Below are 23,445 nucleotides of genomic sequence, written 5' to 3'. Positions count from 1 at the left end.
AAAGTACAGCGGGAAACATTATTGCCCATGGTTTCCTGTACTGCCAAGGCTGAGTACCGTTACTTACCAGGCGGGATGGGCGTGTAACGGGCGGGTGCCGCTTGGCTGATCAGTTAAACTTGCCGCTTTACTCACGCTGGCGCTGCTTGAACATGAAAATTTGTCTACCCTTATTGAAAACGCTATTGCTGGGCGCGGGCGCGCTGCTTGCCGCCCCGGGCTTTGCCGCTGCCGCCGCACCCTACCCGAATACCAGCGCCATGGGCGTGGGCCACGCGGAAAGCACGGCCTGGTATACGACTTGCCTGAAGGTCAAGGATGCGGCGCCGCCACCCGCCGACCTGCCGGCGCCGTCCGCCGTGGCTGCCTTGCAGCAGTGCCAGGCGAGCGAGCTGTATTACGATACCAAGAGTATGTCTTCGCCCAAGCCCGCTGACTGGCGTCCCGCGCGCCATTGCGCGATGGCTACGCACAACAGCGCCGTGCTGATGATGCTGTATCAGAATGGACAGGGCGTGCAGAAAGACCCGCTGCTGGCGCTCAAGTATGCGTGCAGCATCGATGCGGCGCCGGCCGAGATGCAGGGCCGCATCGAACACTTGCAGCAGATCAATGCCAGTGGACGCGGCATGATGGACTGGTGCGACGACATCACCAGCGGCTACATGATGGGCGTGTGCAGCGCCATCGATGCGCGGCAAAAGCAGCGCGTGCGCGCGCAGGCGACAGGCAAAGTCAGCGCAAGCATGCCTGCCGTGGCGCAAGCGTCGCTGCAAAAACTACAGACGGCGGCAAGCAAGTTTGCCGACGCGCGCGCAGCGAATGAAACGGATTTGAGCGGCACGGCGCGCGCCGCCCTGAGCATTGCCGCCCGCACGGCCGAGCTCGATTTACTGGCGCAGGATGTGCGTGGCTACGAAGCGGGCAAGTTGCCAGCCAGCATGTCCAAGGAACAGGTGGCGGCGCTCGACAAGGAGCTCAACGCCATCTACGGCAAGCTGATGAAAAAGCCGGCCGAGACGTACGCGGGCGCCGTGGGCAAGGATGGCATCCGCGCCACCCAGCGCCTGTGGCTGGCGTACCGCGATGCCTGGATGAATTTCGGCGCCGTGCGCTATCCGTCCGTGACGAGCGACACCTGGGCTGGTCTGCTGACGGCGCGGCGCAATGCCCAATTACAAGATTTGCTGGAGAATTGAAGCATGCGCGAAGCCTATTATCACGAAGATGATTTTTGCATGATCGAACTGCTGCCGCTGGATAACTTGCAGTACTGTTTGACGCAGATGGGTGAGCAGCAGGCGTTCGCCGATGCGCACCGCAGCGGCGCCGGCTGGACCGAGATGTACGTGCCCGAGGCGCCGCCGTCGCAGATGCGCGCGCTGGGCCTCACGATGGAACAGCTGCGGCTGGCGCTGGCGGACGCCATGCCGCCGTATGACGCCGTCTACACGGGCTACAGCAGTTACCGCGTGGAATGCAAGAACGTGCTGGCCTTTGGCGGCGACAAGACGGAAACCCTGTTTGCCGGCCTGGACGACGACGGCATCGTGGTGGATTTGTGGTGCAGCTACGCCATGCCTGAGCTGTTGCTGCTGCCCTTGAAAGCGCAGTTGCTGCTGGCCGACTGGGGTGCCGGTTTTGCGTGCCCGCTGGCCGATGGCGACTTGTTCGCCCGCTATCTGCAGGAGTATGAACTGGACTGATCGAACTGAACTGATTACTCGCAGGCGATGGCATTCGGTTGCGCCACCTTCACCACGGATGCCAGGCGCGCCATGTCGTTGCCGTCACCTTGCTCGACGTACGCTTGATAGGTGTCGATGACGATGCGCGCACGCGCTTGCCAGCCGCAATTGTCGGCCTGGCGCGCGGGCACGCGCAGCAGCCGGCGCGCCTCGCCATCGTTGCTGAAACAAAACCACACGGCGTGCGTGGCGGCAGGGCGGGGCAGACGGCTCCACTGCGCCTTGTCGGGCACGAAGCAGACGCGCTCGCCGATGATCTGCAAGCTCATCTCGTCCGTGCGCGCGCTGTACTGGCCATCGAGCACGATGGGCGGCTGTACTTGTGCTTGCGCTTGGGCGGACAGGCAAGCGGTGGACAGGAGGAGGGCGGCAAGTTTCATGCGTTTCTTTCAGGTCTGGCAAGACGAAGAGCCAGTATAACCGTGGGAGCCTGAAACGAAAAAAGCCCATCCGTGAGGATGGGCTTTTTAGTACTGCGCATTCGTGGTAGGCCGTGCGGGATTCGAACCTGCGACCAACGGATTAAAAGTCCGCTGCTCTACCAGCTGAGCTAACGACCCGAAAGAGGCCGCATTATATATCAGTTGAAAAAGAATGCAAAGCATTCCTGCGAGAAAGTGCAGGCCAGTCAAGGCAGGGCTGCCGTGAGCTTCAGCACTTCCTCGATGCTGGTCGCGCCATCGATGATCTTGCGCGCACCCGCGATGCGCAGCGGCGTCATGCCGTCGAGCAGGCTTTGGCGGCGCAAGGCGTGCAGGTCGGCGCCCGCCTTGATCAGCTGGCCGAACGTTTCCGTCACACTCAGCAGTTCATAAATGCCGGCACGCCCCAGGTAGCCGCTGTGCCGGCACAGGGCGCAGCCAACGGGGCGGTACGTGGCCTGCGGCCGTTCCAGCTGGCCGCCCGTCAGGCGCTGCCATGCGGCGGCGTCCGGGGCGTCGCCCGGCTGTTTACAGTCCGGACACAGGCAGCGCAGCAGGCGCTGCGCCAGCACACCGGCCAGGCACGCTTCCAGCAAATAGGCGGGCAAGCCCAGTTCCAGCAGGCGCATGACGGCCGAGGGTGCGTCGTTGGTGTGCAGGGTCGACAGCACCAAGTGGCCCGTCAGCGCCGCCTGCATGGCCATCTCGGCCGTGGCCAGGTCGCGGATCTCTCCCACCATGATGATATCGGGATCTTGCCGCATCAGTGCGCGCACGCCATCGGCAAACGACAGTTCGATGCCGGCCTGGGTTTGCACCTGCATCTGGTTGAAGGCTGGCTCGACCATTTCGATCGGGTCTTCCACCGTGCACACATTGACTTCGCTGCTGGCCAGCGCCTTCAATGTGCTGTACAGGGTGCTGGTCTTGCCCGAGCCGGTGGGGCCCGTCACCAGCACGATGCCGTGCGTACGCGCCGTCAGCTGGCGCCAGCGTTCGGCGTCCTCAGGCGGAAAGCCCAGCTCAAACAGGTTTTTGACGGCCACTTCCGGGTCGAAGATGCGCATGACGAGCTTTTCGCCAAAGGCCGTGGGCAAGGTCGACAGGCGCAGCTCGATTTCCTTGCCCTGCGCATTGCGCGTCTTGATGCGGCCATCCTGGGGGCGGCGCTTTTCCACGACGTCCATGCGCCCGAGCAACTTGATGCGCGCCGTCATGGCCAGCAAGACCACGGGCGGCAATTGATACGCCTGGTGCAGGCGACCATCGATGCGCAGGCGCACGAGGCCCGCATCGCGCTTCGGTTCCAGATGAATGTCGGAGGCGCGCTGGACAAACGCGTATTGCCACAGCCAGTCGACGATGCGCACCACGTGCTGATCGTTGGCGTCGAGGCTGGTCTTGTTGCGCCCCAGCTCCACCAGCTGCTCGACATTCTGGCGCAGTGCCAGGTCTTGCGTGGACGCTTGCCGGGCTACCTTGACGGAAGTGGCCAGGCTGAAAAATTGCGCGATGGCGTCGGCGATGTGTAGCGGATTGGCGATGACCAGGCTCAGCTTGCGTGGCGCCAGGTTCCCCAGTTGCGCCTGCCAAGCGAGCGCGTAGGGCTGGGCCGTGGCGATGACGATGCGCTCAAGCGTGCTGTCCACGGGCAGGATGTTGAAGCGGGCCGCGTAGCCGGCCGTCATGACGTCGGCCACCTGGCTGAAATCGATGTGCAAGGGATCGATGCGCACATACGGCAAGCCCGAGCGTTGCGCCAGCCAGGCGCACAGGGTGTCGAGCGTGAGTGCGTCGTGGGCGATGCTGCATAGCGGATGCAAGGGGGGCGCCGGCAGCAGGGCGGCCTGGGCGACGATGGCCGCCGCTTGCGCCGCATCGAGCAAGCCGTCTTCCTGCAGCCAGGCCAGCAGTTGCGGCAGTTGCAGCGGCGTGTTGGGTGAAATGGGAGAGGGAGGAGGGGAAGCGGGCATGGCCGGTGCCTTTCAGGGCTGCCGGCCTTGCGTGGCTGTGCCGGTGCTTACAGGGTGCTGACGATGCCCTTGACCCAGGTCTTGGCGGGCAGCTTGGTCTCGGCAACGATCTGCTTGGCGCGTTCCAGCAGGGCCGCTTGCGCTTCGGCATCGAGCGCCACTTTCGTCTTGAACGCGATCGCCACCACATTCCCATCATGGACTTCCGGCAGGCAGATCACCTGTGCAAACGCAAACTTCATCGCTTTGATGTTCTTCGCGTAGCTGGGGTGGTCGCCGAACAGGTTGACCGTCATGATGCCGTGCGGCGCCAGGCAGGCGCAGCAGGCGGAATAGAAGTCCGCGCTGTCGAGCACGGGACCGCGCGCGGTGGCGTCGTACAGGTCCACCTGCAGGGCGTCCAGGGTGCCGTGATTGGCGTCGTCGTTGACGTAGTCGAGCGCATCCATCTCGCGCACGTGCAGGCGCTCGTCGTTGGGCGGCAGCTTGAACATCGAAGCGCAGATGGTGATGACGGACGGGTTCAGTTCGATGGCTTCGACTTGCGCCTGCGGGAACTGGCGGTAGCAGAACTTGGTCAGCGCGCCCGTGCCCAGGCCCAGTTGGGCGAGGCGCTGCGGCTGCTCGATCCACAGCATCCACGCCATCATCTGCTGCGCGTATTCGAGTTCCGGCCAGTCCGGCTTGCGGATGCGCATGGCGCCCTGCACCCATTCCGTGCCGAAATGCAGATAGCGCACGCCATCCATTTCGGACAGGGTGACAGGGGCGTAGCGGGGTTTGCGCGCGGGGCGCGAGGATTCGACTTGTTCGATGGATTTTCGTTTGATAAGCATAAGGCGGCCTGAAAGTGTGCCGCATTATAACGTGCCATAAAAAATGCCGACCCTTAGGAATCGGCATTTTAATAATGAGTAACAACGCCTGACAGAAGCGTCGCGAGCGGAAGGAAGAGGTGGCCGAGAAGCGCAACCGTACTCTAGTACGGTGAGCATCGCAGGCCGCCTATGCCGACGCGCAGCAGCTTATGTCAGGCGTTACTGTTGAGCTGGCTCGATGGATACGCGCAAACGGATGCGTTCGCCCGGATCGTAGGACATGATGCTCGTGTAGTTGCGGCCGCGGTAGTCGTAGGTGACCTGGTAGCCATTGTTGCGCGATTCCCAGTGGTCGACCTGGCGGCATTGCTTGACGGCTTGTTCCTGCATGCCGCCCTGGTAATTGTTCTGGTTGTCGACACGGTCGCCGACGACGGCGCCGGCAATCGCGCCGGCAGCAGCAGCGGCCGTGCGGCCATTGCCACCACCGACCTGGCTACCGAGCAGGGCGCCGGCGATACCGCCGACGATGGAGCCGCCAGCGCTGCGCTGTTGCGGCGGCGCTTGCACTTGCACGTATTCCGTGCGGCATTCCTGGCGTGGACGATTGATCTGTTCCACTTGTGGCACGACGCGCACGACCTTGCCGAAATCTTCAAAGTCGGCAGCCTGAGCGAGTGGCAATGTGCCGATACAGAGGGCTGACATCATCAATTTGGCTTGCAAGTTCATTTCTAACCTCATTATGTAGAGAATCTTTCAGGGTATTTTTTATAACTTGAGTCTATAGTAATCCGACTCGCTGCCCGGTTGTCGTTCGCATGGCAACAAAATGTAACAGCCCAAGCCCCTTGCCCCACAGTCTGTAACATGCACTTTCAATCGATACAAGATGTTGAAGTGACTTGAAACCAGCGGTTTGTAACAAATCTTGCGTTTGACATCACATTCGGGTTGATTCATACAGGACAACACGTTACCCTAATACGCGTATGGCTTATATAAAATCGCACTGAATCGCATAAAAGTTGATACAGATCGAATCACCGCGTGCGCATTGACCCGCGTGCGGGATGCAATAAGAAGAGCAGCTAAGTAATGCTCAGGAAAATATTGTAAATTTATAACGAACAGAACCGGATGCTATGCAAGGCGTCCGCTGCGACGCAGTGCGAGCACTGCTAGCGGTGGGCAACGCCGCAGAGCGCCGGTTATGGAAGTTAGAAATCACAATAATTTATTGGGGGTTACTTAAACAAATCCATACATAACAGGTCGATTTGAGGGAAAAATGAGTTTGTTACTAACCGTGCCGCCCAACCTTGTCCAGTCCATCCGTGCCTTTCGCGTGACCGAGTTACAAGACGAGGCGATCCGTCTCGGGCAGCACTTTTTATATGCGCATTGCAACGCTGGACAGACCAAACAACAAGTCATCGGCATTATTGCAGAAGCATTCCTGTTCCCGAAAAACCTGGCAAAGAATTTTGATGCCCTGCGCCTGTGCCTGACGGATACCATGCACAAGGCCGGCACGCAAACGGGCTTCCTGGTGGTGCTCGAGCAATTGCCAAATACGCAAAAATTCGACAAGGAAGCGCGCGAGATCCTGCTCGACGTGTTCCGCGATGCGGCCGACTACTGGGCCGAGAAGAAAGTGCCGTTCCGCGTCTTCTATTCGTTCGAGTAAATACTTACTCTTGCCGCGATGCCCTGAAGCCGGCTTCCCATGCAGATGGGAATCAGCATCGCCGGGCGGCTGCGGCGCGCTGGCGCTTATGTTGCGCCGCAACAATAATACCGGCCTTTCTAGATTCGCATCGCCATAGCGGGTACAATGCGCGCTATGAAAAATATCGTTATCCTCATTTCCGGACGCGGCAGCAACATGGAGGCGGTCGTCCGCGCGGCGCAAGCCGAGCAATGGCCAGCCCGGATTGCCGCCGTCATCAGTAACCGGGCCGACGCCCAGGGACTGGTTTTTGCCGCGGAACATGGGATAGCGACGGCAGTCGTTGCCAACAAGGATTATGCCAGCCGCGAGCAGTTTGATGCGGCGCTGCAAGCCGTGATCGACGGCTTCGCCCCCGACCTGGTCGTGCTGGCCGGTTTCATGCGCATCCTGACGCCGCCCTTCGTCGAGCATTATGCGGGGCGCATGCTCAATATCCACCCGTCGCTGCTGCCGCTGTTCCCGGGCATGGCGACGCACCGCCAGGCGATCGAGGCGGGTGTGACGGAACACGGCGCGACCGTGCATTTCGTAACTGCCGAGCTCGATCATGGCCCGGCCGTGGCGAGTGCGAAAGTCCCCGTCTTGCCAGGCGACACAGAAGACAGCTTATCGGCGCGCGTGCTGGTACAGGAACATCTGCTTTACCCGCGCGCCATCCGCCTGTTCATTGACGATAAACTGTCAGTCGAGCATGGCCAGGTCCGCGTGGACCCTCAATAAAATATTACAGGAAGAATAACAATGAGATTGCCACCAGCGATACTTGCCAATGCTGAAGAAGTATTGCGCGAAATTTTACGTTTCACGGCCCCGGCCGACACCACCCTGTCGCGCTATTTCCGCGACCATCCGCGCCTCGGTTCGCGCGAACGCGGCGCCATCGCCGAAGGCATTTATGCCGTGCTGCGCAACAAGTCGTTCTTTACCGATTTCGCCGAAGCGGGCAGTGGCCCGACCATGCGCCGTTTGACCATCCTCGGCCTGGCCGAAGCCGTTGGTGCCGACTCCCTGGGTGGCCTGACGGAAGAAGAAGTGGAATGGCTGGAACGCATCACGCAGATCGACCGCAGCCTGATGCCGTCGAACATGCGTGCCAACATGCCGACCTGGCTGTTCGACAAGCTGATCGCCCAGTTCGGCGAAGCGGAAACCATGAAGCTGGCCGATGCGCTGAACGCACCGGCGCCGCTGGACTTGCGCGTCAACTCGCTCAAGGCCACGCGTGAAGACGTGATGCTGGCCCTGGCCGAAGCACCGATCCTCAGCACCCCGACGCCTTACGCGCCGCTGGGGCTGCGCGTGATCAAGAAGCCTTCGCTGCAAAACATGCCGTTGTTCCAGAGCGGCGCCATCGAAGTGCAAGATGAGGGCAGCCAGATCCTGTCGCAGATCGTCGGCGCCAAGCGCGGCGAGATGGTGGTCGATTTCTGTGCCGGCGCTGGCGGCAAGACGCTCGCATTGGGTGCGCTGATGCGCAACACGGGCCGTTTGTATGCGTTCGATGTGTCGGAAAAACGCCTGGCCAAGCTGAAGCCACGCATGGCCCGCAGCGGCCTGTCGAACGTGCATCCGGTGCAGATCGCGCATGAGCGCGATGCCAAGATCAAGCGCCTGGCCGGCAAGATCGACCGCGTGCTGGTCGACGCCCCGTGCAGCGGCCTGGGCACCCTGCGCCGCAATCCGGACGTGAAATGGCGCCAGCAGCCGAACTCCATCGTCGAACTGCAAGCCAAGCAGGCAGCCATCCTGACCGGCGCGGCGCGCCTGGTCAAGGGCGGCGGCCGTCTGGTGTACGCCACCTGCAGTTTCCTGAACGAAGAAAACGATTTTATCGCCGAGCAATTCCTGGCGGCCCATCCGGACTTCACCCTGGTGCCGATGAGCAAGGTGCTGGCCGAACAGAAGATCGAACTGGAAATGGGCGATTACCTGAAATTGCTGCCGCACCTGCACCATACCGACGGCTTCTTCGCCGCCGTGTTCGAGCGCAAGGTCATGCCGAAAAAAGTCTACGCCGATGAAAAACCGGCCGACGACGCTGACGCTGAACCAGCCGAATAAGTTGGTCACGGGCCGCCGCTGCAGCATCGCAGCGGTGGCCATGCACTTGCGCCAGCCAGTCTGGCGCAGGCTGTGGGCGCCCCGCCCAGTTATTTCCCTGCACCATCTTCCAGACCATCCGCCATGAATGAAACCCCGCTGCTCAACCTGATCACTGACTTTGTCGACGATTTCCGTCAACCGGCCATCCTGTGGCAGGCATTGGTCATCGTCGCCTGCCTGGCACTGAGCTGGCTGCTGGTGCGGCAGTTGCGGGCATTCCTGCACCAGCGGGCGGAAGCGGCCGCTGTCCCGGCTACGCCGGAAACCTTGCAGCGCACCGACAGTTTCATTCGCATCCTGACGCCCGTGTTGGCGGCCATGCTGCTGGGCATTGCGCAACATTTCCTGGCCAAGTTCCAGTCGGTGAATCTGCTCAGTATTGCCATCCCCCTGTGCACCTCGATGGCGCTGGTGCGCTTCGGTTTTTATGTGCTGCGCCGTATTTTTGCCCGCCATGGCGACATCAGTCCCACCATGTTGTTGCTGGAAAAGATATTCACGGTGGTGGTGTGGGCCGGCATGGCCCTGTATATCACGGGCCTGTGGCCGGAGTTGCATGCCTTCCTGGAAGGCATCGTCGTACCGCTGGGCCGCAACAAGGTGTCCGTGGCTGCCATCTTGCAAGCCGGTATTTCCGTGGCCGTGCTGCTGGTGCTGGCCATGTGGGCCGGCACTTCGCTCGACGAGCGCCTGATGAAAATGCAGGGCTTGCACACCTCCTTGCGCGTGGTGCTGTCGCGCATGGGGCGCGCCGTGCTGATCCTCGTTTCAGTGCTGGTCAGCCTGTCGCTGGTGGGCATCGACCTGACGGTGCTGTCCGTGTTTGGCGGCGCTTTCGGCGTGGCGCTGGGCTTCGGCTTGCAAAAGATCGCCGCGAACTTCGTTTCCGGCTTCATCATCCTGCTCGACCGCAGTCTGACCATCGGCGACATGATCACGGTGGGGCAATTTACGGGCAAGGTGACGCAGATCAATACGCGCTATACTGTATTACTGGGTGGCGATGGCGTTGAATCCATCGTGCCGAATGAAATGCTGATTTCCGGCGGCGTGCAGAATATGTCGCTGAGCAACCGCATGGTGTGGCTGTCGACGGCCGTGTCGGTGGGCTATGAAACGGATATCGATGTCATCTTCCCCTTGCTGGAAGCGGCGACGGCCAAGGTGCCGCGTGTGTCGCAAAGCAATCCGCCATCGGCCACCCTTGTGCGTTTCGGCGCCGACGGCCTCGATGTGCAGATCGGCTTCTGGATCGCCGACCCGGAAAACGGCACCGGCGGCGTGAAGTCGAATGTGAACCGCGCCATCTGGCGCACCTTGCAGGAACATAAGGTCACTGTACCGTTTCCGCAACGCGAATTGCGTATTGTTGGTACGCCTCCTGCCCCGCTCGCGGGCGCGGCAGAGGGTGAGTCCGCGCCATCCGGCACCCAGCCTTAACCTCGCTGCCTGCCTCCGATTTTGCCTGATCGTACCCATTAGGGCGTACAATTACGCCTAAAATTAACTCTGCCGGACCTCCAGAGTCACTGGAGCGACCGTGCGCATGCCTGTCCACTTGGAGTAGTAGTAATGACATTGAGTTCCGTTTTACACGACGTTTTGCAGTTCATGGCAACTGGCATTACCGATCTGACCGCATGGCAAGTTTTCCTGTACACCATGGTGGTCACGCATATCACGATCGCCAGCGTCACGATTTATCTGCACCGCCACCAAGCTCACCGGGCGCTGGAATTGCACGCCATCCCCAGCCATTTCTTCCGTTTCTGGCTGTGGCTGACGACGGGCCAGGTGACCAAGGAGTGGGCGGCTATCCACCGCAAGCACCATGCCAAGTGCGATACGGAAGAAGATCCGCACAGCCCCGTGACGCGCGGCATCAAGAAAGTGTTCTGGGAAGGCGCCGAGCTGTATCGCGCTGAATCGAAGAACATGGAAACCATGGCCAAGTATGGCCACGGCACGCCGACGGACTGGATCGAGCGCAACCTGTACACCAAGTACAGCTGGCTGGGCGTGGTGTCGCTGTTCGTCATCAATTTCGTGTTGTTCGGCGTGATCGGCATTTCCGTGTGGGCCGTGCAAATGATGTGGATACCCATCACGGCAGCCGGCATCATCAACGGCATCGGCCACTACTGGGGCTACCGCAACTACGATTGCGCCGACGCGGCCACCAACATCATTCCGTTCGGCATCCTGATCGGCGGCGAAGAGTTGCATAACAATCACCACACGTATGCGACGTCGGCCAAGCTGTCGTCGAAATGGTATGAAATCGATATCGGCTGGGCGTATATCCGCGCGCTGGAAATGCTGGGTCTGGCCAAGGTGAAAAAGCTGGCGCCGGAACCGAAGTTCTCGCACGGCAAGCTGGAAGCGGACTTCGAGACCTTGCAGTCGGTCATCGCCAACCGCTACGACGTGATGGCCAAGTACGCGAAATCGATCAAGCATGCCTGGAAGGAAGAGCTGGAACACCTGAAGCACAAGGCCGAACTGGAAAAGCGTTTCCTCAAGTCGTCGCGCAAGCTGATGCAGCGCGAGCCGGGCAAGCTGGCCGAGGCGCACCATGAGCAACTGTCTGAATTGTTCCAGCACAGCAAGGCGCTGGAAACCATGCACCACATGCGCGTGGAGCTGGGGGCCATCTGGGAGCGTTCGCACTTTACGCGCGAGCAATTGCTGCAGAAGCTGCAAGACTGGTGCACGCGCGCCGAAGCGTCGGGCATCCAGTCGCTGCAGGATTTTTCACTGCGCCTGCGCAGCTATGCCTGATTAGCCTGTTGCGCCATATCAAGGCCCTGGATTCCAGGGCCTTTTTTTTCGCCCTGGCAAAGGGGGAGGGCGGCGTAAAAAATCAGGACGAAAAAAAACCGCTCATCGGAGCGGTTCTTTTTACAGAACACAAGATCAATTACTTGATTTTGGTTTCTTTGTACGTTACGTGCTTGCGTGCTTTAGGATCAAATTTCATGATCTCCATTTTCGCAGGCGTCGTACGCTTGTTTTTGGTAGTCGTGTAGAAGTGACCCGTACCGGCGGTCGATTCTAACTTGATTTTGTCGCGGCCTGATTTTGCCATGATAGCTCCCTTATTCTGCTAATTAGACTTTTTCGCCACGAGCGCGCATATCGACCAATACGGCGTCGATGCCGACTTTATCGATGACGCGCAGACCGGCGTTGGACAAACGCAGGGAGACCCAGCGGTTTTCAGATTCAACAAAAATACGACGATTCTGCAAGTTAGGCAAAAAACGACGTTTGGTTTTGTTGTTTGCATGGGAAACATTGTTGCCGACCATCGGCTTCTTCCCAGTGACTTGGCAAACACGTGCCATGGCGCACTCCTTAAAGATATTCCAAATTGGAAAAACGAGAGTATATCCAAAATAAGCAGATTTATCAATGACTTGCGAAAAACAATTGTGTCATGTTGTATTGAAATAATTTAACAATTAGACTTTTACCCTTCTTCATAGGGGAAAGCACTGGTAAACAGGACTGTTTACTGTTAGATAAGCGTTCCGCTGCTGTCACGTATGTCCTTGTTTACACATGGTTAACTGTGACCAGGGCGGGTGCGGGCCTAGATCTGGCCGTGTTCCGCAAACGAATGTACTTGCCGACCGGCCACGACGAAATGGTCGAGGATGCGCACGTCCACCAGCGACAAGGCTTGCACCAGCGCGCGCGTGAGCAATAAATCCGATTCGCTGGGCTCGGGCGTGCCGGACGGGTGGTTATGCGCCAGCATGACGCTGGCCGCGTTGTGCAGCAGCGCTTGTTTCACCACTTCGCGCGGATACACGCTGGTGTGGGTGAGGGTGCCGCGAAACATTTCCTGGGTCGTGATCAGGCGGTTCTTGACGTCCAAAAACAACACATGAAACGCTTCGTGTGCCAGGTTGCCCAGGGTCAGGCGCAAATAGTCTTTGACGGCGTGCGGCGAATTGAGCGCCTGGCCTGCTTGCAAATCCTCGATGATGGCACGCCGCGCCAGTTCCATGACTGCTTGCAGCTGAGCAAACTTGGCGCTGCCCATGCCATGCACGGCGGAAAAACTCACGAGGCTGGCGCCAAACAGGCCCCGCAGGGAGCCGAAGTGCTCGACCGTGTCACGTGCCAGCTCCACGGCGCTCTTGCCGCGCACGCCCGTGCGCAGGAACACGGCCAGCAATTCCGCATCCGACAGCGAGTGTGCGCCATCCTCGATCAGGCGTTCGCGCGGCCGTTCGCTGGCCGGCCAGTCCTTGATGCCCATGCTGTTCTCCTGTTTGTCACCGGCGCGTGCCCCGGCATGGTCTTCTTTGACGAAGCCATGGGGCAAGCGCGGCCAGTGTGGCTTACAATATCGTTTTGCATCAGCTACCTGAAAACTCACTATGTCCAACGAGCAACCAGCAGTCGTCACCGAAGCGGCTTACCTCACCCTGCATTATCGTCTTGCTACTGTTGACGGTACTGATATTGTCACTACCTTTAGCGGAAATCCTGCTACCTTGATGCTGGGACAGGGCCAGCTGGCGCCATTCCTCGAGCAGCGTTTGCTGGGCTTGCCTGAAGGCACGCACCAGACGTTCGAGCTGGCCGCCGGCGAAGGCTTTGGCGAGCGCAATCCCGAGCTGGTGCAGTCCGTTTCGCGCGCGACCCTGGACGAGAACTCGGTGCCGGGCGCCGACTACAAGATCGGCGACCTGGTCGACTTCGCCGCGCCGGGCGGCGGCCGCTTTGCCGGCGTGCTGCGCGAAATGCGCGAGGATTCGGCCCTGTTCGACTTCAATCATCCGCTGGCAGGCCAGCCGCTGCGCTTTGAAGTCAAGCTCATTTCGGTGCTGTGAAGGAATAGCGATGGATAAAGAACTGTTACTGGCCCAGCCCCGTGGTTTCTGCGCTGGCGTCGACCGGGCGATTGAAATCGTCGAACGTGCCTTGCAGCAATTTGGTGCACCGATCTATGTGCGCCATGAAATCGTCCACAACGCCTATGTGGTGGCCGACTTGCGCAACAAGGGCGCTATCTTCATCGACGACCTCGATGACGTGCCTGCTGGCAATACGCTCGTGTTTTCCGCGCATGGCGTGTCGAAAGCCGTGCGCGCCGAGGCGGAATCGCGCGGCCTGAGCATTTTTGACGCGACTTGCCCTCTGGTCACCAAGGTGCACATGGAAGTGGGCAAGATGCGCCGCGAAGGCCGCGAAATCATCATGATCGGCCACGATGGCCATCCCGAGGTGGAAGGCACGATGGGGCAGGCTGATATGGGCATGCATCTGGTGGAAACGCTCGATGATGTGGCGGCATTGCAGGTAGCCAATCCGGAGAGCCTGGCCTATGTTTCGCAAACAACGTTGTCAGTTGACGACACTCGCGACATTATCGAGGCCTTGAAGCTGAAATATCCGAACATCGCCGAGCCGAAAAAAGGCGACATCTGCTACGCCACCACGAACCGCCAGGAAGCCGTGAAATTCATGGCGCCGCAAGTGGAAGTGGTGATCGTCGTGGGCAGCCCGAACAGCTCGAATTCGAACCGGCTGCGCGAAGTGGCCGAGAAGATGGGCACGCCAGCCTACATGGTCGACAATGCCTCGCAGATCGATCCCGCCTGGCTGGAAGGCAAGCTGCGCGTGGGTGTGACCGCTGGCGCCTCGGCGCCCGAGGTGCTGGTGCAAGCCGTCATCGACCGCTTGAAAGAGTGTGGCGTGAAGAGCGTGCGCCCGCTCGACGGCGTGCAGGAAGCCGTCACGTTCCCGATGCCGAAAGGCCTCGATGGCCTCAAGCGCGACGTGGCCTGAGTCTGTAGGGCGATTGCGTATCGATGAAATAGTTACCTCAAAACCGAATTTAATTCGGAAATGATCGATTTATTCCAAGCTTAGTTTTTGCAAAAGATCGTTATGATTGCTTCAAGCTTGAATATGTTGTCGTTATGACTAAGCAAGGTCACGCCCGTTTTGAGTGCGTGCACCATGCTGGTGAGAACGGTCCAGGGATGGCACTGCAGGAATTCTTCCTCCGGTGCCGTTTTTGTATCAGCGACATATTCTGGCCGAAGTTGTTCCCGAAAAATGCATATTTGATAGGGCAATCATGGATACATTCATCCAGCAGATCATCAACGGCTTGGTGTTGGGCAGCATGTATGCCTTAGTCGCCCTCGGTTACACGATGGTGTATGGCGTCTTGAACCTGATTAACTTCGCCCACGGCGACGTACTCATGATCGGCGCCATGGTGGGCTTGACCATCCTCAAGCTGCTGGGCATTTATGTACCGGACTGGCCCGGCTACCTGAAACTGGCCACCGCCATCCTCGGCGCCATCCCCATCTGTATTCTGGTCAACATTATCATCGAGCGGGTCGCCTACCGCCGCCTGCGCAACGCCCCCCGCCTCGCCCCCCTGATTACCGCCATCGGCGTCTCCATCCTGCTGCAAACCTTCGCCATGATGATCTGGACGCGCAATCCCTTGCCCTTCCCGCAATTGCTGTCGACCGACCCCATCAACATAGGCGGCGCCGTGATTTCGCAAACGCAAGTGTTGCTGCTGGCCCTGGCCGCGCTGTCGATGGGCGGCTTGGTATTGCTGGTGGAAAAGACGAAAATGGGCCGCGCCATGCGCGCCACGGCGGAAAACCCCCGCGTGGCGGGCCTCATGGGCGTCGATTCCGACAAGGTCATCGTGGCCACCTTTGCCATCGGCGCCGCGCTGGCGGCCGTGGCGGGCGTGATGTGGGGCGCCAACTATGCCTCCATTCAATTTTCCATGGGCGCCATCCCCGGCTTGAAGGCCTTCTGTGCGGCCGTGCTGGGCGGCATCGGCAATATCTATGGCGCCATGCTGGGCGGTATCTTGCTGGGCATTATCGAGAGCCTGGGCGCCGGCTATATCGGCGACATCACGGGCGGCTTCCTGGGCAGCCACTACCAGGATATCTTTGCCTTCGTCGTGCTGATCATCGTGCTGACCTTGCGCCCGTCCGGCATCATGGGCGAACGCGTGGCCGACCGTGCCTGATGTGAAACTGGGAGATTAAATCATGGCACTACTCGATTTTGACGCGAAGAAAAATCCGGCCAAAGCCTACGCCGGCATGCTGGGCCTGGCCGCGCTGCTGATGGTGTTCCCGTTCTTTGCCGCGCAGTTCGGCAACTCGTGGGTGCGCATCATCGACATGGCCTTGCTGTACATCATGCTGGCCCTGGGCTTGAACATCGTCGTCGGCTTTGCCGGCCTGCTCGACCTGGGCTACATCGCCTTCTACGCCGTGGGCGCTTACCTGACGGCCTTGCTGGCGTCGCCACAGTTCGCCATCCTGCTCGAATCGGTGGTGAATCAATATCCGCTGCTGGGCGAGACCCTGGTGCAACTGATGGGACCGGAAATCCGCGAAAACGGCATCCATTTGTCGATCTGGCTCATCGTGCCGCTGGCAGCTTTTGTTGCCGGCCTGTTTGGTGCCTTGCTGGGTGCGCCGACCTTGAAGTTGCGCGGTGACTATCTGGCCATCGTGACCCTGGGTTTTGGCGAGATCATCCGCATCTTCATGAACAATTTGAACGACCCGATCAATTTCACGAATGGCCCGCAAGGCATCAATTTGATCGACCCCATCCGCATCTTCGGCGTCAACCTGGCGGGCGAGGCGGGCACCAACAGCACCGTCGTGGTGGCCGGCTTTTCCATGCCGTCCGTGAATGCCTATTACTTTTTGTTCCTCTTCCTGTGCATCGCCGTCGTGTTCGTCACCAAGCGCCTGCAGCATTCGCGCCTGGGCCGTGCCTGGGTGGCCATCCGCGAAGACGAGATCGCCGCCAAGGCCATGGGCATCAATACGCGCAACGTCAAATTGCTGGCCTTTTCCATGGGCGCCTCGTTCGGCGGCGTGGCCGGCGCCATGTTTGCCTCGTTCCAGGGCTTTGTCTCGCCCGAATCGTTCTCGCTGACGGAATCGATCGCCGTGCTGGCCATGGTGGTACTGGGCGGCATCGGCCATATCCCCGGCGTGATCCTCGGCGGCGTGATCCTCGCCTCGATACCGGAAGTGCTGCGCCACGTGGTGGAGCCGGCCCAGCAGGCGCTGTTCGGCCACGTGGTGATCGAGGCGGAAGTGCTGCGCCAATTGCTGTACGGCCTGGCCATGGTGTTGATCATGCTCAACCGTCCCGCCGGCCTGTGGCCATCGCCGAAGCACGAAGACCGGCCCGACCACGATGTGGACCAGCCGAATAAATCCACCGGCGTCGTGTCCGCATAAGGGAGGGATAGCATGAGCGAACAGATCATTCTCAATATCGCCGGCGTAAACAAGCGTTTCGGCGGCTTGCAGGCGCTGACCGATGTGGGCATCACCATCCGGCAAGGCCAGATTTACGGCTTGATCGGCCCGAACGGCGCCGGCAAGACCACTTTCTTTAACGTCATTACGGGTCTGTACCAGCCCGATACGGGCACCTTCGAGCTGGCCGGCAAGCCGTATTCGCCGTCGGCACCGCACAAGGTGGCGAAGGCGGGCATTGCGCGTACCTTCCAGAATATCCGCCTGTTTGGCGACATGACGGCGCTGGAAAACGTCATGGTGGGGCGCCATGTGCGCTCGCACCAGGGCGTGTTCGGCGCCATCTTCCGCCACAAGGCGGCGCGCGAGGAAGAGGCGTCCATCCGCAAGCGGGCGATGGAGTTGCTCGATTTCGTCGGCATCGCCCAGTTCGCCAGCCGCACGGCGCGCTTTTTATCGTATGGCGACCAGCGGCGCCTGGAAATCGCCCGCGCGCTGGCCACCGACCCCACGCTGCTGGCCCTCGACGAGCCGGCGGCGGGCATGAACGCGACGGAAAAGCTGGCCTTGCGCGAGTTGCTGGTGAAAATCAAGGCCGAAGGCAAGACCGTGCTGTTGATCGAGCACGACGTGAAACTGATGATGGGACTATGCGACCGCATCACGGTGCTCGAATATGGCAAGCGCATCGCCGAAGGCTTGCCGGCCGAAATACAACAAAACCCGGCCGTCATCGAGGCTTACCTGGGGGGATCGCACGCATGAGTAACAATGGCTTGAACAAGACTGTATTGAAAGTGGCGGGCTTGCACGTGGCCTACGGCGGCATCAAGGCCGTCAAGGGTATCGACCTGGAAGTCAACGAAGGCGAGCTGATCGCCCTGATCGGCGCGAACGGCGCGGGCAAGACGACGACCTTGAAAGCCATCACGGGCACCCTGCCGGCCTGTAAGGTCGAGGGCACGATCAGTTACCTGGGCGAATCGCTCAAGGGCACGAAGTCGTTTCACCTGGTGGAGAAGAAACTGGCCATGGTGCCGGAAGGGCGGGGCGTGTTTACCCGCATGTCGATCCGTGAAAATCTCATGATGGGCGCCTACACGCGCACGGACAAGGCCGGTGTCGAGGCCGATATCGAGAAATGGTTCGACGTGTTTCCGCGCTTGAAAGAGCGGGCGGCGCAGATGGCCGGCACCCTGTCGGGCGGCGAGCAGCAGATGCTGGCCATGGCGCGCGCCCTGATGAGTCATCCGAAGCTGCTGCTGCTCGACGAGCCATCGATGGGCCTGTCGCCCATCATGGTGGAAAAAATCTTCGAGGTGATCCGCAAGGTGTCGTCCGAAGGCATCACGATCTTGCTGGTCGAGCAGAATGCCCGCCTGGCCCTGCAAGCGGCGCACCGCGGCTATGTGATGGATTCCGGCCTGGTCATCATGGGCGGCAATGCGGCCGCCATGCTCGACGACCCGCGCGTGAAGGCGGCGTATCTGGGGGAGTAAACGCGTTCAGGAAGTGCTCAGACATAAAAAATGCCCCAGCTGGGCTGGGGCATAATGGCATCCGTCGGAGAAGTGCGGGATGGATGCCTGGAGGAGCTTGGAACAACGGACCGCCGTAGCGGTCGCGCAATAATTACTTGGCAGCCGTGCGTGGCACGACTTTTTCAGCCGCTTGCGTGAACTGGTTCACGGCCGATGTCAGGTTCGCTTCGATGGCTTCGACGGCTTGCTTGCTGGTTTTCGAGAATTGCTCGTAGCCTGCATTGGCGTTGCCGATGGCGCTTTTCAGCATGGCAACAGCGTTTTCCGAACCGGCTGGCGCGTTCTTGGTGACTTCTTCCACCAGCGACAGCACTTTGCGGTTGGTTTCAGCGATTTGCGATTCAGCTGCTTTGCTGAACTCGGCTTGGGTGCCCGACGTGATGGCAGCCAGGTGACGACCGTAAGCGATGGCTTTTTCGGCGCTAGGCTGGGCTTGAGCAGCGCTCAGCGAGAAGAATTCTTGGGGATCTTTTGCCGACAGCAATTGCTTGGCGGCGGCGGTCGATTCTTCCAGCGTTGCCTTGGCCGCGGTCAGGTTCAGTTCGACGATCTTTTCGATGCCTTCGAAGGCTTTGCTCGTCAGCGACGAGAACAGGGCGAATTGGGCTTCCAGGTTGGTTTTGGTAGCGGACGAAAATTGCTCAGGAATTGAAAACATATAAATCTCCAAAAAATCGAAATCTGGTTAATTTGATGCTGCGTGTACCGTTTGGGAAAGCAGGTGAATCTAAATTTTCAAGCTGAACAAGAATTGTGCAACGCAACAAACCCTATTCTACGGCGAAAAAAAATGAAGTCAAGCGATTCTTGTGCAATGCAACAATTGAATAGATTTGCATCAAAAACCATTGTTTCTAAAGAGAAATATTTGATTTCTGGGTGTCAATGGTTTAACCCTAAACTGTTATTTCCCCGCCTTTCAGGACGAGTGCGGCGCAGCATGCTAGACTTTGCCTCCCGCACTGGCGCAGCGCCCCGGTGCCGACCCCGTTTCCCGAGTTGATACCATGTCCAATCTTCCCGCCGCAGCTGGCGCCAGCGGTAAAGCCCCCAAAGCTCCTTTCTTGACGACCCTGGCGCCGATGGCCTTGCCCGGCTTTTTTGTGTTGTTATGGAGCACAGGTTTTATCGTCGCCAAGTTCGGCCTGCCGTACGCGCCGCCGCTGACCTTTTTGTTGCTGCGCTTCCTGGGCGTGCTGGTGATCCTGCTGCCGCTGGTGCTGCTGTTGCGCGCACCGTGGCCCGTGGGACAGTTCCGCCAGATCGCCGTGGCCGGCATCCTGATGCAGGCTGGCTATCTGGCCGGCGTCTGGTGCGCCATCAAGCTGGGCATGCCAGCCGGCCTCTCTGCCCTGATCGTCGGCATGCAGCCTGTGCTGACGGCCTGCGCCGCACCATTGATCGGCGAATCCGTGCGCCCGCGCCAGTGGCTGGGCTTGCTCTTTGGTTTGCTGGGCGTGGCCCTCGTCGTGTACGCGAAGATCAATCTCGTGGGCCTGACCGTGGAAAGCGTGCTGCTGTGCGTGTTTGCCCTGCTGTCGATGACGGCCGGCACCATGTATCAAAAACGCCACTGTCCCCAGTTCGACTTGCGCACTGGCACGGTGGTGCAGTTTGCCGCCTCCATCGTGGTCGTGTTGCCATTCGCCCTGTATTACGAGGGGCTGGACCTGCATTTCAGCAACGTCCAATGGACGGCGAATTTCATAGGCGCCTTGCTGTGGTCGGTACTCGTGCTGTCTATCGGCGCCATTTTCCTGCTGTTTGCCCTGATCCGCCGCAGCGATGCGACGAAAGTGACGGGCTTGCTGTACCTGACACCGCCCACGACGGCCGTGATGGCCTGGCTGATGTTTGGCGAAGCCTTTAATATGCTGGGTATCGCCGGCATGCTGGTGGCCGTGGTCGGCGTGGTGTTTGTCGTCAAGAAATAGAGTGAGCGGGAGAGCAGGGCAGTGAGCAAGCAAGCATTGGAAACAACGTCGGCGCAGCAAGCCGTGGACGCCGTCATTGTGTCGCGCCGTTCGATCCGCGCCTTTTTGCCCACGCCGGTGGCGCCGGACGAGATTGCGCGCATCCTGGAAGTGGCGGCGCGCGCCCCCTCTGGCGCCAACATGCAGCCGTGGAAAGTGTACGTGCTGTCGGGCGAAGCGCGCCTGCGCCTGTCGCGCCGCATCCTCGATGCCTATGCCGCACCGAAGGCGCCGGACGCCCCCGCGCGCACGGCGTCGTATATCTATTACCCGCGCCAGTGGACGGCGCCGTTCATCGAACGCCGCCGCAAGATCGGCCTGGATCTGTATCAGTTGCTGGGCCTGGAGCGCGGCGACACGGCCGGCATGGCGGCCCAGCATGGACGCAATTTCCAGTTTTTCGATGCGCCCGTGGGCTTGATCTTTACCATCGAACGGGTGCTGGAACAGGGTTCCTGGCTCGACTACGGCATGTTCTTGCAAAACATCATGCTGGCGGCGCGCGCGCGCGGACTCGATACCTGCCCGCAAGCGGCCTTCATCCACTACCATGACATCATCCGCGAGGAACTGGGCGTGCCGGCCAGCGAAATGGTGGTGTGCGGCATGGCCCTCGGCTATGCCGACCCGGACAAGATCGAGAACCGCTTGAACACGGAACGCGAGCCGCTGGCCGGCTTTGTTAAATTCATGGATAAATAGACACGCTGGCGATTTGCGCAAGCAAACAGTCGATTAAGGATGAGTTTGTTTGCTGATCGCCAACGATTTGTATTTCGTTGCTGCAATAAATACTGTCCCAACTGTTAAATAGGCTTGCGATTACTCTGCATTTCGCTACACTGCAATAAGGCAACAGCTTCACGGGGAATTATCGAATGGCTAAGTTTAAACTTGCGCTGGGTGTCCTGGCTTCCCTGCTGTTTGCGTTGGCGCCGGCTGCGGCCGTGCACGCCAAGGAAGCGAACGGCAAATCCTCAGCCTCCAAGAAACACAACACCAAGAAAGTCAAAGTCGTGCTGCGCAAGGGCACGACGGCCGCGCCGCGCGAAAAGACCGTGCGCCGGGTCGTCATGGTGCGCGGCAAACGCAAGGTCATCTATCAAAAAGTCAGCAGCGTGGCCGTGCCCATGGCCGCACCGATGCCCACCATGGGCGACCTGGCTGGTCTGAATCTCACGCGCGATCCGCTCGACCTCAAATCGAGCGTGGCACTGGTGCTGGACCAGGCCAATTCGGAAGTGCTGTTTGAAAAGAATTCGAATGTGGCCCTGCCCATCGCCTCCATCACCAAGATGATGACGGGCCTGGTGGTGGTCGAAGCGCGCCAGGACATGGATGAAGTGTTGACGATCATGGACGAGGACGTCGACCGCGCCAAGTTCAGCAGCTCACGCCTGAAAGTGGGCTCGCAATTGACGCGCGGCAATATGCTGCATATCGCCCTGATGAGCTCGGAAAACCGCGCCGCCTCGGCGCTGGGCCGCAATTATCCGGGCGGCTTGCCGGCCTTTGTCGACGCCATGAACAGCAAGGCGCGCCAACTGGGCATGCTCGATACGCATTACGTCGATTCCAGCGGCTTGTCGAAGATGAACGTGGCCAGCGCGCGCGACCTGGGCAAGCTGGCCATGGCCGCCTTCCGCCATCCGCTGCTGCGCGAGTACTCGACGGACCCGAAAGCCATCGTCGAAGCCAGCGGCCAGCCCATGCAGTTTGGCAATACGAATCACCTGGTGGCCAACCCGGGCTGGGAAATCGGCCTGCAAAAGACGGGCTTCATCAACGAGGCGGGACGTTGTCTGATGATGCAGGCCGTCATCGAAGGACGGGCCGTGATCATGGTCTTCCTCGATTCCAAGGGAAAACAGTCGCGTACGGCCGATGCGGGACGCATGCGCAAGTGGCTGGAAGCCCTCAAACCAGCCAACATGAGCCTGCCCGGCGGTTGATTAAGTTTCAATGCGAATGTCCATGGCTACGTTGCACTAACTCGCCGTACTAGTCGTACTGTCTTCGTTAGTGCGCCTTGCCCTGAACATTTTTATGCGGCAGTGCTTTAGTCCTGTGGAATAAAACCCAAGGTGACGGAAATCTGGTTCGCCGTCTCCACCAGATCCCCCAGCCACTCATCCTGCAGGCGGTCGGCGGGGGCCGAGATCGACAGGCCGGCGATCAGCTTGCCTGAATCGTCGCGGATGCCGGCGGCCATGCAGCGCACGCCCAGCTCCAGCTCTTCATTGTCGCGCGCATAGCCGCGCTCGCGCACCAGGCTCAGCTCGCGCTCGAGTTTTTGCAGATCCGTGATGGAATTCTTGTTGTGCCCGGCCAAGCCCGTGCGCGTGGCGTACGCGCGGATGGCTTTCGGCTCGTCGACTGACAGGAACAGCTTGCCGGTCGAGGTTAGGTGCAGCGGGCCGCGGCCACCGATGGCGCGCACCACCTGCATGCCCGAGCGCTCGGAAAAGGCGCGGTCGATGTAGACGATCTCGTCGCCCTGGCGCACGGACAGGTTGATGGTTTGCTGGGTTTTCTTGTGCAGTTGGCGCATGAAGTCCAGCGCCGCTTCGCGCACGCTGAGGCGGCTTTTCACCACATTGCCCAGTTCCAGCAGGCGCATGCCCAGGCGATACGTGCCCGGTTCGATGCGGTCGACAAAGCGGGTCAGCACCATGTCGTTGAGAATGCGGTGCGCCGTCGAGGGGTGCAGGCCGGAAACCTTGGACAATTCCTTCAGGCTGACCGGGTCGGAATATTTGGCCAGGGCATCGAGCAGGGCGACCATGCGTTCGATGACCTGGATCGTCGTCTTTGGAGCTGCGACCGGTTCAATTTTCATGA

Annotated in this window: 25 protein-coding genes and 1 tRNA gene; 16 read left to right on the top strand and 10 right to left on the bottom strand. The window is 59.9% G+C overall.

Annotated elements, in window-relative coordinates:
• Positions 1–152 precede the first annotated feature (152 nt).
• Both CNX70_RS23935 and CNX70_RS23930 read left to right on the top strand, forming a co-directional pair.
• On the top strand, positions 153–1,199 hold the full coding sequence (locus CNX70_RS23935) for a lysozyme inhibitor LprI family protein (protein ID WP_096237581.1): 1,047 nt from the start codon (positions 153–155) through the stop codon (positions 1,197–1,199).
• 3 nt (positions 1,200–1,202) lie between these two features.
• On the top strand, positions 1,203–1,706 hold the full coding sequence (locus tag CNX70_RS23930) for a hypothetical protein (protein ID WP_096237580.1): 504 nt from the start codon (positions 1,203–1,205) through the stop codon (positions 1,704–1,706).
• A 14-nt stretch (positions 1,707–1,720) separates the two neighbouring features.
• Here CNX70_RS23930 and CNX70_RS23925 read toward each other — a convergent pair whose 3' ends face one another.
• The 5 genes from CNX70_RS23925 to CNX70_RS23905 form a co-directional block, all read right to left on the bottom strand.
• A complete protein-coding gene (locus CNX70_RS23925) occupies positions 1,721–2,128 on the bottom strand; it encodes a hypothetical protein (RefSeq protein WP_096237579.1) in 408 nt (135 codons plus the stop codon).
• A gap of 104 nt (positions 2,129–2,232) precedes the next feature.
• Positions 2,233–2,308, bottom strand: a tRNA-Lys gene (locus tag CNX70_RS23920).
• A 68-nt stretch (positions 2,309–2,376) separates the two neighbouring features.
• The gene (locus CNX70_RS23915; RefSeq protein WP_096237578.1) at positions 2,377–4,143 is read right to left on the bottom strand and encodes a GspE/PulE family protein; all 1,767 of its coding nucleotides are present in this window, start codon (positions 4,141–4,143) and stop codon (positions 2,377–2,379) included.
• A gap of 47 nt (positions 4,144–4,190) precedes the next feature.
• Positions 4,191–4,979 (bottom strand): class I SAM-dependent methyltransferase, encoded by a 789-nt coding sequence (locus CNX70_RS23910; protein ID WP_096237577.1) that lies wholly within the window; start codon positions 4,977–4,979, stop codon positions 4,191–4,193.
• Between the two features lie 201 nt (positions 4,980–5,180).
• Positions 5,181–5,693, bottom strand: coding sequence for a glycine zipper 2TM domain-containing protein (locus tag CNX70_RS23905; protein ID WP_071075770.1), 513 nt, complete (start codon positions 5,691–5,693; stop codon positions 5,181–5,183).
• 559 nt (positions 5,694–6,252) lie between these two features.
• Between CNX70_RS23905 and CNX70_RS23900 the strand changes: the two genes are divergently transcribed.
• The 5 genes from CNX70_RS23900 to CNX70_RS23880 all read left to right on the top strand — a co-directional run bounded on the left by CNX70_RS23900 (position 6,253) and on the right by CNX70_RS23880 (position 11,580).
• Positions 6,253–6,651, top strand: a complete 399-nt coding sequence (locus tag CNX70_RS23900) for a barstar family protein (protein ID WP_071075771.1) — start codon at positions 6,253–6,255, stop codon at positions 6,649–6,651.
• Positions 6,652–6,807: 156 nt separating this feature from the next.
• Positions 6,808–7,416, top strand: a complete 609-nt coding sequence (gene purN, locus CNX70_RS23895) for a phosphoribosylglycinamide formyltransferase (RefSeq protein ID WP_096237576.1) — start codon at positions 6,808–6,810, stop codon at positions 7,414–7,416.
• 21 nt (positions 7,417–7,437) lie between these two features.
• Positions 7,438–8,757, top strand: coding sequence for an RsmB/NOP family class I SAM-dependent RNA methyltransferase (locus CNX70_RS23890; protein WP_096237575.1), 1,320 nt, complete (start codon positions 7,438–7,440; stop codon positions 8,755–8,757).
• 123 nt (positions 8,758–8,880) lie between these two features.
• Positions 8,881–10,239, top strand: a complete 1,359-nt coding sequence (locus CNX70_RS23885) for a mechanosensitive ion channel family protein (RefSeq protein ID WP_096237574.1) — start codon at positions 8,881–8,883, stop codon at positions 10,237–10,239.
• Positions 10,240–10,410: 171 nt separating this feature from the next.
• Positions 10,411–11,580: a DesA family fatty acid desaturase gene (locus CNX70_RS23880; RefSeq protein WP_425269208.1), complete on the top strand. Its 1,170-nt coding sequence runs from the start codon at positions 10,411–10,413 to the stop codon at positions 11,578–11,580.
• A 139-nt stretch (positions 11,581–11,719) separates the two neighbouring features.
• On the opposite strand, the gene rpmG is transcribed toward CNX70_RS23880, so the two are convergent.
• The 3 genes from rpmG to radC all read right to left on the bottom strand — a co-directional run bounded on the left by rpmG (position 11,720) and on the right by radC (position 13,069).
• Positions 11,720–11,887: a 50S ribosomal protein L33 gene (gene rpmG, locus CNX70_RS23875; RefSeq protein WP_010400929.1), complete on the bottom strand. Its 168-nt coding sequence runs from the start codon at positions 11,885–11,887 to the stop codon at positions 11,720–11,722.
• A gap of 22 nt (positions 11,888–11,909) precedes the next feature.
• Entirely contained in the window at positions 11,910–12,146 is a 237-nt protein-coding gene (gene rpmB / locus CNX70_RS23870; RefSeq protein ID WP_010400928.1) for a 50S ribosomal protein L28, read from the bottom strand.
• A gap of 248 nt (positions 12,147–12,394) precedes the next feature.
• Positions 12,395–13,069, bottom strand: a complete 675-nt coding sequence (radC, locus tag CNX70_RS23865; RefSeq protein WP_096238653.1) for a RadC family protein — start codon at positions 13,067–13,069, stop codon at positions 12,395–12,397.
• Positions 13,070–13,190: 121 nt separating this feature from the next.
• Here radC and CNX70_RS23860 point away from each other — a divergent pair, with 121 nt between their 5' ends.
• The 6 genes from CNX70_RS23860 to CNX70_RS23830 all read left to right on the top strand — a co-directional run bounded on the left by CNX70_RS23860 (position 13,191) and on the right by CNX70_RS23830 (position 18,589).
• Positions 13,191–13,646: an FKBP-type peptidyl-prolyl cis-trans isomerase gene (locus tag CNX70_RS23860; protein ID WP_070224501.1), complete on the top strand. Its 456-nt coding sequence runs from the start codon at positions 13,191–13,193 to the stop codon at positions 13,644–13,646.
• A gap of 10 nt (positions 13,647–13,656) precedes the next feature.
• Positions 13,657–14,604 (top strand): 4-hydroxy-3-methylbut-2-enyl diphosphate reductase, encoded by a 948-nt coding sequence (ispH, locus tag CNX70_RS23855; protein ID WP_096237572.1) that lies wholly within the window; start codon positions 13,657–13,659, stop codon positions 14,602–14,604.
• Positions 14,605–14,899: 295 nt separating this feature from the next.
• Positions 14,900–15,829, top strand: a complete 930-nt coding sequence (locus tag CNX70_RS23845) for a branched-chain amino acid ABC transporter permease (protein ID WP_034785168.1) — start codon at positions 14,900–14,902, stop codon at positions 15,827–15,829.
• 22 nt (positions 15,830–15,851) lie between these two features.
• The gene (locus tag CNX70_RS23840; protein WP_096237570.1) at positions 15,852–17,069 is read left to right on the top strand and encodes an ABC transporter permease subunit; all 1,218 of its coding nucleotides are present in this window, start codon (positions 15,852–15,854) and stop codon (positions 17,067–17,069) included.
• A 12-nt stretch (positions 17,070–17,081) separates the two neighbouring features.
• On the top strand, positions 17,082–17,855 hold the full coding sequence (locus tag CNX70_RS23835; protein WP_034785170.1) for an ABC transporter ATP-binding protein: 774 nt from the start codon (positions 17,082–17,084) through the stop codon (positions 17,853–17,855).
• Positions 17,852–18,589: an ABC transporter ATP-binding protein gene (locus CNX70_RS23830; protein ID WP_425269207.1), complete on the top strand. Its 738-nt coding sequence runs from the start codon at positions 17,852–17,854 to the stop codon at positions 18,587–18,589. The genes CNX70_RS23835 and CNX70_RS23830 overlap by 4 nt, the downstream gene beginning before the upstream one ends.
• 133 nt (positions 18,590–18,722) lie before the next feature.
• On the opposite strand, the gene CNX70_RS23825 is transcribed toward CNX70_RS23830, so the two are convergent.
• The gene (locus tag CNX70_RS23825; RefSeq protein ID WP_071075781.1) at positions 18,723–19,289 is read right to left on the bottom strand and encodes a phasin family protein; all 567 of its coding nucleotides are present in this window, start codon (positions 19,287–19,289) and stop codon (positions 18,723–18,725) included.
• A gap of 349 nt (positions 19,290–19,638) precedes the next feature.
• Between CNX70_RS23825 and CNX70_RS23820 the strand changes: the two genes are divergently transcribed.
• From CNX70_RS23820 to CNX70_RS23810, 3 genes are all read left to right on the top strand, one after another.
• Complete coding sequence (locus CNX70_RS23820; RefSeq protein ID WP_096237569.1) at positions 19,639–20,565, top strand: DMT family transporter; 927 nt, start codon at positions 19,639–19,641, stop codon at positions 20,563–20,565.
• A 21-nt stretch (positions 20,566–20,586) separates the two neighbouring features.
• Positions 20,587–21,306, top strand: a complete 720-nt coding sequence (locus CNX70_RS23815) for a nitroreductase (RefSeq protein WP_096237568.1) — start codon at positions 20,587–20,589, stop codon at positions 21,304–21,306.
• Between the two features lie 176 nt (positions 21,307–21,482).
• A complete protein-coding gene (locus tag CNX70_RS23810; protein WP_096237567.1) occupies positions 21,483–22,556 on the top strand; it encodes a serine hydrolase in 1,074 nt (357 codons plus the stop codon).
• A gap of 107 nt (positions 22,557–22,663) precedes the next feature.
• On the opposite strand, the gene CNX70_RS23805 is transcribed toward CNX70_RS23810, so the two are convergent.
• Complete coding sequence (locus CNX70_RS23805; protein ID WP_096237566.1) at positions 22,664–23,443, bottom strand: IclR family transcriptional regulator; 780 nt, start codon at positions 23,441–23,443, stop codon at positions 22,664–22,666.
• Between the last annotated feature and the right edge of the window lie 2 nt (positions 23,444–23,445).

The sequence above is a fragment of the Janthinobacterium svalbardense genome, assembly GCF_002327145.1.
In the GTDB taxonomy this organism is placed as follows: Bacteria; Pseudomonadota; Gammaproteobacteria; order Burkholderiales; family Burkholderiaceae_D; genus Janthinobacterium; species Janthinobacterium tructae.
This window is presented reverse-complemented; position numbering and strand designations above follow the sequence as displayed.

What these genes read in the sequence shown, in the direction of transcription:
- CNX70_RS23905 (WP_071075770.1), bottom strand. Translation starts at nt 5,693, where the DNA reads ATGAACTTGCAAGCCAAATTGATGATGTCAGCCCTCTGTATCGGCACA.
- CNX70_RS23935 (WP_096237581.1), top strand. Translation starts at nt 153, where the DNA reads ATGAAAATTTGTCTACCCTTATTGAAAACGCTATTGCTGGGCGCGGGC.
- CNX70_RS23845 (WP_034785168.1), top strand. Translation starts at nt 14,900, where the DNA reads ATGGATACATTCATCCAGCAGATCATCAACGGCTTGGTGTTGGGCAGC.
- CNX70_RS23900 (WP_071075771.1), top strand. Translation starts at nt 6,253, where the DNA reads ATGAGTTTGTTACTAACCGTGCCGCCCAACCTTGTCCAGTCCATCCGT.
- CNX70_RS23860 (WP_070224501.1), top strand. Translation starts at nt 13,191, where the DNA reads ATGTCCAACGAGCAACCAGCAGTCGTCACCGAAGCGGCTTACCTCACC.
- rpmG (WP_010400929.1), bottom strand. Translation starts at nt 11,887, where the DNA reads ATGGCAAAATCAGGCCGCGACAAAATCAAGTTAGAATCGACCGCCGGT.
- radC (WP_096238653.1), bottom strand. Translation starts at nt 13,069, where the DNA reads ATGGGCATCAAGGACTGGCCGGCCAGCGAACGGCCGCGCGAACGCCTG.
- CNX70_RS23880 (WP_425269208.1), top strand. Translation starts at nt 10,411, where the DNA reads ATGGCAACTGGCATTACCGATCTGACCGCATGGCAAGTTTTCCTGTAC.
- CNX70_RS23930 (WP_096237580.1), top strand. Translation starts at nt 1,203, where the DNA reads ATGCGCGAAGCCTATTATCACGAAGATGATTTTTGCATGATCGAACTG.
- rpmB (WP_010400928.1), bottom strand. Translation starts at nt 12,146, where the DNA reads ATGGCACGTGTTTGCCAAGTCACTGGGAAGAAGCCGATGGTCGGCAAC.
- ispH (WP_096237572.1), top strand. Translation starts at nt 13,657, where the DNA reads ATGGATAAAGAACTGTTACTGGCCCAGCCCCGTGGTTTCTGCGCTGGC.
- CNX70_RS23925 (WP_096237579.1), bottom strand. Translation starts at nt 2,128, where the DNA reads ATGAAACTTGCCGCCCTCCTCCTGTCCACCGCTTGCCTGTCCGCCCAA.
- CNX70_RS23810 (WP_096237567.1), top strand. Translation starts at nt 21,483, where the DNA reads ATGGCTAAGTTTAAACTTGCGCTGGGTGTCCTGGCTTCCCTGCTGTTT.
- CNX70_RS23805 (WP_096237566.1), bottom strand. Translation starts at nt 23,443, where the DNA reads ATGAAAATTGAACCGGTCGCAGCTCCAAAGACGACGATCCAGGTCATC.
- CNX70_RS23890 (WP_096237575.1), top strand. Translation starts at nt 7,438, where the DNA reads ATGAGATTGCCACCAGCGATACTTGCCAATGCTGAAGAAGTATTGCGC.
- CNX70_RS23835 (WP_034785170.1), top strand. Translation starts at nt 17,082, where the DNA reads ATGAGCGAACAGATCATTCTCAATATCGCCGGCGTAAACAAGCGTTTC.
- CNX70_RS23840 (WP_096237570.1), top strand. Translation starts at nt 15,852, where the DNA reads ATGGCACTACTCGATTTTGACGCGAAGAAAAATCCGGCCAAAGCCTAC.
- CNX70_RS23820 (WP_096237569.1), top strand. Translation starts at nt 19,639, where the DNA reads ATGTCCAATCTTCCCGCCGCAGCTGGCGCCAGCGGTAAAGCCCCCAAA.
- CNX70_RS23825 (WP_071075781.1), bottom strand. Translation starts at nt 19,289, where the DNA reads ATGTTTTCAATTCCTGAGCAATTTTCGTCCGCTACCAAAACCAACCTG.
- CNX70_RS23910 (WP_096237577.1), bottom strand. Translation starts at nt 4,979, where the DNA reads ATGCTTATCAAACGAAAATCCATCGAACAAGTCGAATCCTCGCGCCCC.
- CNX70_RS23830 (WP_425269207.1), top strand. Translation starts at nt 17,852, where the DNA reads ATGAGTAACAATGGCTTGAACAAGACTGTATTGAAAGTGGCGGGCTTG.
- CNX70_RS23915 (WP_096237578.1), bottom strand. Translation starts at nt 4,143, where the DNA reads ATGCCCGCTTCCCCTCCTCCCTCTCCCATTTCACCCAACACGCCGCTG.
- CNX70_RS23885 (WP_096237574.1), top strand. Translation starts at nt 8,881, where the DNA reads ATGAATGAAACCCCGCTGCTCAACCTGATCACTGACTTTGTCGACGAT.
- purN (WP_096237576.1), top strand. Translation starts at nt 6,808, where the DNA reads ATGAAAAATATCGTTATCCTCATTTCCGGACGCGGCAGCAACATGGAG.